The sequence below is a fragment of the Methylomagnum ishizawai genome (assembly GCF_900155475.1).
GTDB lineage: Bacteria > Pseudomonadota > Gammaproteobacteria > Methylococcales > Methylococcaceae > Methylomagnum > Methylomagnum ishizawai_A.
This window is the reverse complement of record NZ_FXAM01000001.1, coordinates 1772430-1783841: the sequence shown is the minus strand read 5'-3', so window position 1 is coordinate 1783841 and position 11412 is coordinate 1772430. Positions and strand designations below refer to the sequence as shown.

General features: G+C 65.2%; 12 protein-coding genes. 9 read left to right on the top strand and 3 right to left on the bottom strand.

All coding sequences use genetic code 11. From position 1 onward, the window contains the following. Positions 1 to 69: 69 nt before the first annotated feature. From B9N93_RS08075 to B9N93_RS08035, 9 genes are all read left to right on the top strand, one after another. The gene (locus B9N93_RS08075) at positions 70 to 507 is read left to right on the top strand and encodes a hypothetical protein (RefSeq protein ID WP_085212543.1); all 438 of its coding nucleotides are present in this window, start codon (positions 70 to 72) and stop codon (positions 505 to 507) included. Positions 508 to 547: 40 nt separating this feature from the next. Then, a complete protein-coding gene (locus tag B9N93_RS08070; protein WP_085212541.1) occupies positions 548 to 757 on the top strand; it encodes a hypothetical protein in 210 nt (69 codons plus the stop codon). A 66-nt stretch (positions 758 to 823) separates the two neighbouring features. After that, entirely contained in the window at positions 824 to 1357 is a 534-nt protein-coding gene (locus B9N93_RS08065) for a hypothetical protein (protein ID WP_085212539.1), read from the top strand. 31 nt (positions 1358 to 1388) lie between these two features. Continuing rightward, positions 1389 to 1592, top strand: a complete 204-nt coding sequence (locus B9N93_RS08060) for a hypothetical protein (RefSeq protein ID WP_085212538.1) — start codon at positions 1389 to 1391, stop codon at positions 1590 to 1592. Further along, positions 1589 to 3973 (top strand): heavy metal translocating P-type ATPase, encoded by a 2385-nt coding sequence (locus B9N93_RS08055; protein WP_085212537.1) that lies wholly within the window; start codon positions 1589 to 1591, stop codon positions 3971 to 3973. Before B9N93_RS08060 ends, B9N93_RS08055 begins: the two co-directional genes overlap by 4 nt. 60 nt (positions 3974 to 4033) lie before the next feature. Next, complete coding sequence (locus B9N93_RS08050; protein WP_085212536.1) at positions 4034 to 4630, top strand: hypothetical protein; 597 nt, start codon at positions 4034 to 4036, stop codon at positions 4628 to 4630. Positions 4631 to 4632: 2 nt separating this feature from the next. Continuing rightward, a complete protein-coding gene (locus B9N93_RS08045; protein ID WP_176225191.1) occupies positions 4633 to 5451 on the top strand; it encodes an EcsC family protein in 819 nt (272 codons plus the stop codon). A gap of 180 nt (positions 5452 to 5631) precedes the next feature. After that, on the top strand, positions 5632 to 6723 hold the full coding sequence (cax, locus tag B9N93_RS08040; protein ID WP_085212534.1) for a calcium/proton exchanger: 1092 nt from the start codon (positions 5632 to 5634) through the stop codon (positions 6721 to 6723). A 12-nt stretch (positions 6724 to 6735) separates the two neighbouring features. Beyond that, positions 6736 to 7482, top strand: coding sequence for a hypothetical protein (locus B9N93_RS08035; RefSeq protein ID WP_085212526.1), 747 nt, complete (start codon positions 6736 to 6738; stop codon positions 7480 to 7482). 91 nt (positions 7483 to 7573) lie between these two features. Here B9N93_RS08035 and B9N93_RS08030 read toward each other — a convergent pair whose 3' ends face one another. From B9N93_RS08030 to B9N93_RS08020, 3 genes are all read right to left on the bottom strand, one after another. Further along, on the bottom strand, positions 7574 to 8299 hold the full coding sequence (locus B9N93_RS08030) for a DUF4410 domain-containing protein (RefSeq protein ID WP_085212524.1): 726 nt from the start codon (positions 8297 to 8299) through the stop codon (positions 7574 to 7576). Positions 8300 to 8354: 55 nt separating this feature from the next. Then, positions 8355 to 9914, bottom strand: a complete 1560-nt coding sequence (locus B9N93_RS08025; protein ID WP_085212522.1) for a reprolysin-like metallopeptidase — start codon at positions 9912 to 9914, stop codon at positions 8355 to 8357. A gap of 170 nt (positions 9915 to 10084) precedes the next feature. Next, on the bottom strand, positions 10085 to 11299 hold the full coding sequence (locus B9N93_RS08020) for a polysaccharide deacetylase family protein (RefSeq protein WP_085212520.1): 1215 nt from the start codon (positions 11297 to 11299) through the stop codon (positions 10085 to 10087). Between the last annotated feature and the right edge of the window lie 113 nt (positions 11300 to 11412).

Sequence of the window (11412 nt, the reverse complement as noted above, 5' to 3'; positions counted from 1 at the left end):
GACAGTAAACAAGTCCCGGTGGCCGGGTCCGGCCCGATTCCCCACAACACCGCCTAGAGAGAAACCGCCATGCAAACCCAACGCCCACATACCCCCCGCTACCATGTCTTCCTGCTCGACCTGGGCTGGCAGACCGAGAACGCCAGGGTGATCCATGAGAACCTGGGGGTCATCAACGCCTGTTTGGGCGGCTGTCCCTTGTTCGTCCTGAACCGCGAGCAATCGCTGGCGGTTTTGCAGCGCGACCCGCATTTGATCGGCTCCGACCCCTGCCTGATCGTCCACGACACCCATGTGCTGGGCCACAACGGCGGCGACGGCTACCACGGCTTCCGGCTCAGCCTGGGCCGGGCCAAGGACGGCCAGGAAGCGCTGCAACTGTTCCAGGACTTCCTGCGCTTCGTGGCCGAACACGCGGGTAGCCCCGATATCCAGAAGGACCTGAGCAAGAAACTGCACCGCGAAGGTCTGGCCCAAACCATCGAATTGCTGCGCCATTCGATTTGACGGGTACCTCCATCCTTCCACCCACACCGGGGAGAACAAGATGAACGAACAATTCAGTAATATCATCGCGGGACTCACTGCCACCCTGGCGGTGGCTTGGTTCAGCTTCGAGATTTCGCGCAAACGCAAGCGCCTCCGGGAAACCTACGACGTGCTGGACAAGGACGACCGCCATATCTGCATCGCCCTGGAGCAAATGGTCGAGGACGGCAAACTCAAGCCTTGGACGCCGGGTTCCAGCCTGCCCTGAGCCGAAGGCCCGGACCGCCGGGCCGCACTCCCTCCGATCCCAGCCCATCGCCAACGAGGTGTAGCCATGTCCGATACCGCCCCCAGCCCCGAACACGCAGGCCACCGCCCGGCCATGGCGGAATCCCAGGAACCCGCGCCCTTCCAGGCCGACCATCCGCCCAAGGCCCGGTTCCATTTCTTCCTGATCGATTCCGGCTGGGATTGCGCCGCCGCCAAGGTGATCCGCGACAACCTGGACATGATCCTGCAATTCCAGAACCACGATCCCTTGTTCGTGCTGACACGGGAGCAATCCACCGACCTGATCCGCCGCAACCCGCACTTCATCGGCAAGGACCCGATCCTGCTGGCCCGCGACCTCAACGCGGTGAACCACGCGGGCCGTCCCGAATACCACGGCTTCCACCTGAACCTCGGCGTCATCAAGCACCCCAGCAAGGCGCTGGCCGCCCTCCAGGAATTCCTGGCCTTCCTCGCCATCCACCGGCACAGCCAGAACATCGAGGTCGATATCCGCGAGAAGCTGCACCGCGACGGCATCAAAGGCGCCATCGAGGTCATCAGGACCGGCACCGAAATCATGATCCAACCGAACTAAAACATTCCACCACCCGCCCGGAAAGCACACCATGGAGCAAGCATCCAATACCGTCACCCTGATCCTCGGCCTGGCCCTCATCGCGGCGGTCGGGTTCGAAATCCATAGGAAGCGCGAGAAGCTGCGCGAACTCTACAACGTCCTCGAAGCCGACGATGCCAAGGTCGTGGCGGAACTGGACCGTCTGGTCGATATGGGCCAGCTCAAGCCCTGGACCGGGGGAAGCCTCGCATGAATGGCAGCGTCCTAAAACCCAAAATCAGCCTGGGCGCGGATTCGATCCGTATCGAGGATGGCCGGATTTTCGCGGGCACCGATCCACAATTGCTCCGCTGCTTCGCCCGCCGGGTGCTGGGCTTGGCGGAACTGCGCTCGCTGGCCTTGCTGCCCGGCGAAGACGCCGCCCTGATCCGCTTCGAGGTGGACGCGGCCCATAAAAAAGCCTTCCTGGCCCGTTTGTCCGCCGCCGTCGGAGGCCAGGGCCAAGCCATCGCCGACAGCGCCCTCCCGGCTTGGCGCGTGAGCGAGGCCGTGACCTTCCACCGCCATGGCGACCTGATCTCGACCTGGGAAATCCTGGGCGATAGCCGGGGCAAGCTGCAACTGCGCCATCCCGGCATCCTGCAAGACCCGGCCTTCGGGCTGGCGGCGGAGCAGGCCCTGCGCGGCCTGCCCGGCGTCAAGGACGCCAGCGCCATCCGCAGCTCCGGCAAGCTCTGGGTAAGCTACGACGGGCGCATCGTCACACCCGCCGCCCTCCTCCGCGCCGTCGAACGGCCCGCAGCCCATGGCTCTTCCCCCATGGCGGTGCCACAAGCCAAACCGGTGGATTTGACCGTCGCCAACGCCTCGGTCGGGCTCGCCACCGTGGGCGAGCTGGTGTTGCCGCTGGCCACGCCGGTCTGCGCCGGGCTATTGGTCGTCACCAATTTCGGCATGTTGCGCGAAGCCGGCCAGCAATTGCGCCGGGGCAAATTCGGCACCCCGGTCTGGACCACCGCCCTTCTGGCCTGTTCCATCGTCAGCGGCCAGGTCCTGGCCTACGCCCTGACCGACTGGTCGTTCCGCTACTGGTCGCGGCGCTGGCGCAAGGATGTCGCCACCCACAGCCAAGCCCTGGCGCGGGAAACCATCCCGGCCCCGGAACAGGCCCGCTTCCTGTCCACCGAAGGCATCGAGGTCATGACCCCGGTAGAGCAACTCACGCCCGGCCACGCCATCGGCGCGGCGGAAGGCGATCTCATCCCGGTCGATGGCCGGGTGATCGAGGGTTCGGCCCTGGTCCACGAAACCCATTTGTCCGGCGCGGCCACCTCGGTGCGTAAAATCCCTGGCGACGCCGTCTATGCCGGCAGCACCGTGATCGCGGGCCGCATCCAAATCGAAGTGGAACGCACCGGCCAGGAAACCCGCGCCGCCCAGATCGCCCAATCCATGGCCCGCACCGTCGCGGCCATCCCCGGGGACCCGGCCCTGAACCAACGTTCCATCGCCCTGGTGGACCGCACCGTACCCCCGACCTTGGCAGCGGCGGGCGTCGGCCTCGTGGTCGGCGATTTGTTTACCGTCGGCGCGATCCTGCACCAGGATTGGCTAAGCGGGGCCGAACTCGCCGTGCCCCTGGAAACTTCCCGCGATATCAAACTGGCGGCGGGACGCGGCGCCCTGATCCTCAACCCCAGCGCCCTGCAACGCTTCCATGAAAGCAAGTTCGTGGTGCTAGAGGATCAACCGGCCCTGCGTCTACGCGCCCTGGACCTCGGCGCCATGCGCTCCCGCATTCCCGAAACCGACGCCTTGTTGCAGCACGTGGCGGGGGCGGGGCTGTACCTGGGCGACGAGCGCTCGGCGGCCTTGGCGCGGGCGTGCGCGGAACGCGGCCTCGTGGTGCGCCAACCCGAATTGCAGGCCATGGACGCCGATTCCGTGACCGTGCGCGATGGCAAGCACCGCATCGTCCTGCGCGGAGCCAAGCCCGTGGGCGACACCACCGCGCATTTGGAAGTCGAGATCGACGGCACCGCAGTGGCCGAATTGGAATTCCGCCGCGCCGCCCGGATGCAAGCCGCCGAAGCGGTGACCCGCCTGCGCCGCCACGGATTCCAGGTCTTCCTGGTCTCCGACCAACCGGAAGCCGAAACCGCCGCCCTCGCCCAGCAACTCGGCGTGGAACTTCACAGCGGCGATTTGTCGGTGGAGCGCAAAACCCTGTTCCTGGAAGGCTTGCGCCGCCGGGACGTGCGCCCAGTCTGGATAGGAAACTCCCGCACCAGCCCGGCCCTGCGCGAACACGCCCACGTCACCGTCGCGCTGGCCGGTGGGGCCGATTTGGCGGATGATGTGGCGGTCGATATCGTGCTGCTCGGCGAATCGCTGGAACCCTTGGCGGATATCGCGGCGCTCTCGGCGGAAAACCGCGAGCGTATCGTCAAAACCTGCCGCACCGCGATGATCCCCAACCTGCTCTGCATCGTCGGGGCGTTCGCGGGGCTCTTGAACGGCATCACGGCGGGCATCCTGGCCAATATCGCCGTATACAACGTCTACCGTTCCGCCAAGGCTTCGTTGCGCGCCAGCGCCGCCAGCCGCAACCAGCCCGCACGGTTGACGGTCTAGCGCCTAGTGGGCGGGGAACGCCTCCCCGCCCGCCGCAATTCATATAAAGAGATTCAGGGTATGAACGCCAACACGACCAACTCCCCCAAAAAAAGACGCCGGAAAGCCCAGCCCGGCGCGGACATCGCCCTAGCGCCCACCCCCACGGAACCGGCGGCACCCGGCCCCCACGACGACACACCGGCCCCAGGCTCCACCTTGGAAGTGGCCACCGACACCGCGGCCACCGACACAGCCACACCGCCCCCCGAACATAACCCCGAAGCGGCACCGGTCACGGCGGCAACCCAAGCCAACGACACGCACTCCGCACCGGAAGCGGCACCCGCCACCCTGCCCTGCCTCGTCAAAATCGCCCCGGAAACCGGCGACGGCGACGCCAATGACGCGGATGTCGTGGACCGCGTCGAGCATCTCGCCAAGGATGTGGCCTGGGTGCTGATCGTGGCCGGGGTGATCGGCGTCGTGGTGCCGGGCGTCCTCGGCACGCCCTTCCTGATCGCGGGGGCCGCCGCCCTCTGGCCCGGCAACCGCAAACGGCTGGAAAAATGGCGGCAAGGCCACTCGCCCAAGTTCGCCCGGGGCGGCATGAAGCAAATCAACCGTTTCCTGGACGATCTGGAGCGGCGTTATCCACACGACGGGAGCAAGCGCTGAGCATGGCCGCGCAGAGCCTTACCGCGATTGACGGCACCCCGCATGTGCTGAACGAATATGAATTGCGGCAGGTCTGCGCCATCGCGGCCTGGAAAGGCGAAAAGCCCGGTATGACCAAGCGCCTGGCCAACCAAGTCGCGGGTTCGCTGGGCAAGCTGAGCGGCAAGCTCATCCCCGACGCCCCGGTCCAGGCGGCGATGAACGCCCTCAACAAAGCCGCCGGGCAAATCGCCCGCGACGACAGCATTTTCAAGGATAAGCGCCTACGCTTGACGGATATGCGCAGCCTCGACGATATCGCCGCCCAGCCGCTGGAATTTTGCGACGCCCTGGCCGACCGGATCATCGCCGACGCCAGCCGCATCGCCCTCGGCATGGGCGCGGCCACCGGGGCGGGCGGGCCGGTCTCGACGGCGGTGGGCATCCCCGCCTTGCTGTTCGGTGCCCTCAGGGTGATCCACGAGGTTTCGCAGGCCTATGGCTACGCGGCCCATGGCGAAGCCGACCGGCACACCATGATCGGCATCCTGGCGCTATCCTTGGCCGCGACCCCGGAACAAAAAGCCCGCGCCCTGGAATGCCACCGCCGCCAGATCGAAACCTCGCTCATCAACCAGGCGATGGAAGAATCGGCCAACAAGGCCTTGCAACGGGCGGTGCTGGGGGCGGAACTGGGCGCGTTAATCCCCGGTTTCAATATTGCCTTCAACGCCTATTTAAACCGGCAGTTCGTCAGCCGAGCCGGGGTGGCGGCCAAGCGGGTATTCCAGGAGCGCTGGCTGCGCGAGCGGGGCAAAGTGGCCTGGATCGCGCCGATTTAGCGCGCCCGCATCAATCGTTTTACGGAACTCGGGACGCATACCCGAATCAGCGGAATCACCGCGGCGGAGGGCCGGTCCGGCCCTCCGCCGCCATAAGATAAGCGCGGGCGCTCACTCCCCGCATCGGCCATCCCGGCCACGAACCCTCCCTCTGGACGAAGTAAAAACACAAGGCAAACAATGGGAACCCTGCCCCGCGAACTCGGCAGCAAGACCGTATGGTGGATTCTGATCCTGGTGCCCGCCAGTTTCCTGGCGGAGCGGCTGGCGCTCGATCCGATGGCTGTATTCCTGATCTCGGGGTTGGCGATCATCCCCATCGCCGCCCTCATCGCCGAATCGACCGAAACCATCGCGGGCGAAGTCGGCCCCACCCTGGGCGGCTTGCTCAACGCCACCTTCGGCAACGCCACCGAGATGATCATCTCGGTGGTGGCGCTGTCCCAAGGTTTGGGCGATGTGGTGAAGGCCAGCATCACCGGCACCATCGCGGCCAACCTGCTGCTGGCGCTGGGGGCCGGGATGCTCCTGGGTGGCCTGAAACACCGCGAGCAACGCTTCCCCTCGCGGGTCGCCCGCATCAACGCCTCCTCCCTGAACCTGGCCCTGGTGGTGCTGCTGACCCCGACCGCGATCCACTACACCTCCTCCGGGCTGGACCCCAAACTGCTCGACCATTTCTCCCTGGTCGCCGCCGGTTTGCTGCTGATGTTCTATATGCTGTCCCTGGTATTCTCGATGCAGAACCACCGCCAGCTCTACGAATTGGACGAAGCCTCGCTGCATTCGGACGAGGACGCCGCCAAAGAGCAAGTCGCCCTCTGGAAACCCATCCTCATCCTGCTGGCGGGAAGCGGCCTCCTGGTGTTCGTCTCGGAGTTGCTGGTCGACAGCCTCAAGCTGGCGATCACCAGCATGGGCCTGACCGAGCTGTTCATCGGCGTGATCCTGATCCCCTTGTTCGGCGGCATGGTGGAATACATCACCGTCGCCAATTTCGCCATGAAGAACAAGATGGACCTCGCGGTCGCCGTGGCGGTGGGGTCGAGCCTGCAAATCGCCATGTTCGTCGCGCCGGTGCTGGTCATCGTCGGCTTCCTGATGGGCAAGCCCATGAACCTGGAATTCCATTCCTTCGAACTGGTGGCGGCGGTCATCGCGGTGGGCATCGCCAATTCCATCAGCGCCGATGGCCGCTCGAATTGGCTGGAAGGTTCCCTGCTGCTCACCACCTATGGGATATTGGGCACGGCTTTCTATTTCCACCCCTGACACGGAGCCCCGATGCCCACGCCATCCAACGATTTCCCGCTGTTCCGGCAAGCCCTGGATACCCGCCTGCCGGGCAGCCTGCCCCTGGACGACTATCTCCAGCGCGGTGCCGTCCGCCTCGCCGACCACGGCTTCGAGGACGCCAATACCCTGGGGATGGTCGCGGTGTGCCGGGACGAAATCGCCTCGGCCTTCGTGACCGGGGTCACCCGCCACTGGGGCAAGACCTTCGGCTGCCGCAGCCTGGGCGGTTTCCTGCTGCTGGGGCGCAGCGGCATCCTGACCGGCGTGTCCCATGCCCCCCTGGTGGGCGGGCGGCGGCGCTTCGTGTTCTTCGCCCTGCCGCATATCGCCATTTCCGGGGAAGGGGAAATCGGGGCGGTCTACCGGGAGGGCTTGCACGAGGCTTCCCACGCCTGCGGTTCGCTGGCGGCGGTACTCAAGGAACTGGCCTCGGGCCGCATCGATCCGCGCACCGATTTCGACGACCTCGAACAATGCTGCGTCCGCCAGAAGCTGCTGTCCGGCCTCCGCTATGGCGAACAACCCGACCTCCTGGCCGCCACCCGGCTGGCCTGCCAGATCATCCGCGAGGACGGCGAACGCCTGCTGGGCGGGGTCGATCCCAAGGTCTACGACTACGCCTTCATGACCGGCATCCTGATCCACGGTCCCGACGACGGCGATTGGGTGTATCCGCAAAGCTGCCTCCTGGCGGGCGACGGCATCCCCGGCGGCAGGCAGTCCATCGAACTCTGACCCCCGACGCGAACGGCCCCGCCGGGCGTCGCCGCCCGGCGGGGCCGTTGTCGTTTCCCGGACTTTGGCGCGGAACCCCGCGCCCCGCCCGCTACTTGACCAAGCTGGGATCGATCCAGCCCTGCTCCGCGAAATACTTGCCCAATGCCTTGGCGACCTCGTCGGCCATGCCCTTGGCTTCCTGCGCCGAGGAAGATTTGTAGTTCTTGACCGCGCCCAAGGTGGCGTTGGTGGCCACCACCGCCGCCGTGCCAGCCCCGGCGGCGGCGCCGACCGGACCCATGACCGCCGCGCCGGGCATCTTGCCGCTGTCGGCGTGGGCGTCGAAGCCGATCAATTGCTGATAGCCCTGGTTGGTCGGGGCCATCACGCTGACATTGGCGTCGATGGAGGATTGCCCCGCGCCGAAACCGATGACCGTCCGTTTCAGGCGGCTGCCCTCGTCGATGTTGACGAATTGCCCGGTAATCAGGATCGACCCCGGATTCAGCGGCATGTTCTGGTCGGCCCGGATCGCGTTCAAACCCCAGGACTGGAGTTTCACCGTCAGCTCGGTCGCCAGGGCGTCGGCCACTTCCCGGCCGATCTGCATTTCCTCGGCGGTGGGATCGGTGTTCTGGAGTTTGGACAGTAGCCCGGAACCGGCCTTGACCTCGGAGGGGCTGACGGCGAAGTTATAAATCAAGACCTGCTGCGGCCTGGGCAGGCCGGAAGCGGCGATTTCGGTGGTGTTCTTGATCTTGGAACCGGCGCAACCGGCCAGCCCCAGGACCGCGAAGGCGAGGACGAAGGATTTGAGCGGGAACAGGAAACGCATGGATGCCTCGTTTTGGTTATGGTGGTGGGAAGAGGATGGAAATGGAAATCCCCATCTATGGGGAGGTCGACCGCGAGAAAGCCGCCACGGTCGGCGCGGTCTGGTTGAAGGTCAGGGCTACGTTCGCCGCCCCCGGCTGGTCGATGGGCACTCCGCAGGCCGAACCCGCGCAAACAGCCAGGTCGGGATTGGCGTAGACCCCGACCTCGGGATCGTAATAACTCATGATGTCGCCGAATTGGCCGGGAATGCCATAGCCATACGAATAGGGGAATTTGCCGGGAGTGGTGGCATGGGCGCGGTCGTGGGTGGCCCCCATGACGTGGCCGATCTCGTGGGCCAGGGCGTAGTCCGAGCAGTAATAACCGCCCGCCGCGCCATAGCCCACCACAGCGAAGGCCTGGTCGGCGGTCAGCGGGGTGTCGCCGCCGCCATCGACCCAGGCGATGCCGCAGTTGCCGCCCTGGCTCTGCGGTTTGAAGGGACGGACCAAGGCCACCACGTCCGCACCGTACCGGGCGCGTAGGCGGGGAATATTGCGGAAGCCCTTGCCGGCATAGGTCAGCCGGTCCAGGGCGGTGGCGTTGAGGGTACGGTCGGCATACCCGACCTTCTGGGCCGCGGCTAAGCGGAACACGGCGTTCACCTGGCTATCCGCCAAGGCTTGGTTCGCCAGCGCCATGAGTTGGTTCAAACGGGTGGAGACCCCGGCATTGCCCATCCCGGCGGTGTAGAGCAGCAACACGTCGATGCGGGTCTTGCCATCCTGGGTGGCGGTGGTATCGACGGGCTGGGTCGAACCCCCGCCATCCTGCACCTTGACCTTCGCCCCCTCGCCCACCACGGATTGCGGCAACGGACCGGCCCCGCCGACACCGCTGGACACCGGGCTTTCGTCGCCTTCGAAACCGCCGTTCTGCAAGCCCGAGGCCTCCATATCGACCAACCATTGGCCGCCGCCCTCGTCCGATTCCAACTTGTACAAGCCACCGGGGGTCAGGATTTGCCCGGCCAAGGCTCCCTCGCCCAAGGTCAACAGCGCCCGGTAACGGCCTTGCGGGCCGTCGAGATAACCGACCCAGGTCAGGTCGCCATTGTCGTGTTTCCAGGCGTTGTCGTGGACCAAGGCATAGCGGCCATCGGGCAGGTTGGCATAGAGGCGCTCGCCCTTCTTCATGTTCCTGAGGCGCCGGGCGGGCACGTCGATGGGGTAGACCGAACCCGGCGCGTAAATCCGGTATTGGGCCGGGATCGACCGGCCGGGACGGTAGGCGAACAGTTCGCCCGGCGACGGCGCGGCGGCGGCGGGTGCCCGACCATCGCCGTTGCGCCCGGTGACATTGACCTCGGTCAGCTTGCCGCCAGCCGACCACGTACCGGCGTAGTTATAGCCACGCAGCAGGCTACGGATAATATCGGGCCAGGCCGTGCCTTCCGGCTGGGCCTGGATGCGATCCTGGGCGATCTCCGGCGCGACGTGGAAACGCACGCCGGAGGGAGTCGAAATATCTTGCAGCAGGATTTGGAGGGATTGGGGGCCGGGATTCCCGGCTTGGGCGGGGTTCCCGGCCAAGCCGGTCAACAGGCCGATAATCCAGGCGGTTCGATAGCGCATGGCGGAGACTCCTGAATAGCGCGAGTCCTGGGATTATAGCCCTGAGGAAGACGGTTTTGGGTGGGAAGGGAAATCCAGGACCGCCGAGCCCGGATGGAACGCGGCGCGATCCGGCAGCCGGGGCGGAGCGTCGATTCCGCCATGCCGCAGCCAGACCAAGGCCGCGCCGCTCAGCCGGGAAGATGCCAACCGGGATCGCCGTCCAAAGAATATTTCTTGGCGCGGAAGCGATTCAAGGTCGCCACCGCCGCGTCCAGGTCGGCATGACAACGGTTCACCCAATCCTCGCCCCAGTAGAAATTGCAACTGGTCTCGGCCCGCAGCAAACGCCAGTGGGCGGACTCCAATTCATAGCGCTCCTGGTCGCCCAATTCGCGCTCGGCGGCTTCGATCAGCGCCTCGTGGACCTGGGCGCTCACCTTCTCGACCCGCGCCAGCGAGTCCTTCTGCGCCTGCGAGCCGGTCCATTGGACGAAATCGTTGCCATGGTGCCAGCCGGTGTTCCACGCCCCGGTCTTCACCCGCACCTCGCCCACGGCCCCGTGCTTATCCAGGTAATCCTTGATGAAGGTGGGCCGGATCAGGCTGTCCTTGCGGGCCTCGTCCAAAAGCTCGCGGTAGAACGCGCCCCAGAAATTGACCTCGTTCTGGGTGTTGCGGAACCAGCCGCCGTTCTCGCCATCGGTACAGGTGACGACCAGTGGCTCGAATTCGCACCACTGGGTGCGCTGGGCCACTTCCTTCACGAACCAGATGTAATCCATGCCCGACTCCTGGGCGTCGGACAATTCGCGGTCGCGCACGATGACGATGATCTCGTCGTCGCCATAGCGGGCGATATGCGGACGGTAACGTAATTCGTGCCAATCCATGGGCGTGACCGGCTCCACATGCTCGCTATCCACGATCACATAGCGGTAGCCGAATTTCTTCAGCAGCGGAATCAGTTCCATGGAAAAACCCATTTCCGGCGGCCAAAACCCCTGGAATCCATTGCGCCAGAACAAATGCCGGGCGATACCCTGCCAGCGGGCGATATGCTCGTCGCGGTCGGCCTCGGGAATCAGGGGGAATACCGGGTGGTAATAACCCGTGCCCAAAATATCGATGATCTTTTCGTTCTGCAAATGCCATAACAGGGAGCCGCAATCGATGATGCCATAGACACTGCTCTGGAATTCCGGGCTGGACAGGGTTTCCAGCAAAGTGCCCGACAAGGAAAGATGAACCCTGGCGACATCCTCGTAACCCCAGAGGAAGCGCGGGATGCGGTCGTAGGCGTAGAGGATTTCACGGGCTTCCCAGGGTTGTTCCGCGAGGAGATGTTCGAGGTTGCCGGGCGGCTGGTGGAGATTGAGGACCAGGGCGTGATGGATGATGGACATAGCGGCTCGCTAGGAATGGGATTCTGAAAGAATTTCGACCGCTATTATGCCGGGCGCGGGCATCGCTTGTGACAAGGGCAAGCCTTGTCGGAAACCGAACAATCTTTTTCCCG

Bases quoted from the DNA above. Each gene is read 5' to 3' on its own strand.
- B9N93_RS08075 (WP_085212543.1), top strand. From the start codon at position 70: ATGCAAACCCAACGCCCACATACCCCCCGCTACCATGTCTTCCTGCTC.
- B9N93_RS08070 (WP_085212541.1), top strand. From the start codon at position 548: ATGAACGAACAATTCAGTAATATCATCGCGGGACTCACTGCCACCCTG.
- B9N93_RS08065 (WP_085212539.1), top strand. From the start codon at position 824: ATGTCCGATACCGCCCCCAGCCCCGAACACGCAGGCCACCGCCCGGCC.
- B9N93_RS08060 (WP_085212538.1), top strand. From the start codon at position 1,389: ATGGAGCAAGCATCCAATACCGTCACCCTGATCCTCGGCCTGGCCCTC.
- B9N93_RS08055 (WP_085212537.1), top strand. From the start codon at position 1,589: ATGAATGGCAGCGTCCTAAAACCCAAAATCAGCCTGGGCGCGGATTCG.
- B9N93_RS08050 (WP_085212536.1), top strand. From the start codon at position 4,034: ATGAACGCCAACACGACCAACTCCCCCAAAAAAAGACGCCGGAAAGCC.
- B9N93_RS08045 (WP_176225191.1), top strand. From the start codon at position 4,633: ATGGCCGCGCAGAGCCTTACCGCGATTGACGGCACCCCGCATGTGCTG.
- cax (WP_085212534.1), top strand. From the start codon at position 5,632: ATGGGAACCCTGCCCCGCGAACTCGGCAGCAAGACCGTATGGTGGATT.
- B9N93_RS08035 (WP_085212526.1), top strand. From the start codon at position 6,736: ATGCCCACGCCATCCAACGATTTCCCGCTGTTCCGGCAAGCCCTGGAT.
- B9N93_RS08030 (WP_085212524.1), bottom strand. From the start codon at position 8,299: ATGCGTTTCCTGTTCCCGCTCAAATCCTTCGTCCTCGCCTTCGCGGTC.
- B9N93_RS08025 (WP_085212522.1), bottom strand. From the start codon at position 9,914: ATGCGCTATCGAACCGCCTGGATTATCGGCCTGTTGACCGGCTTGGCC.
- B9N93_RS08020 (WP_085212520.1), bottom strand. From the start codon at position 11,299: ATGTCCATCATCCATCACGCCCTGGTCCTCAATCTCCACCAGCCGCCC.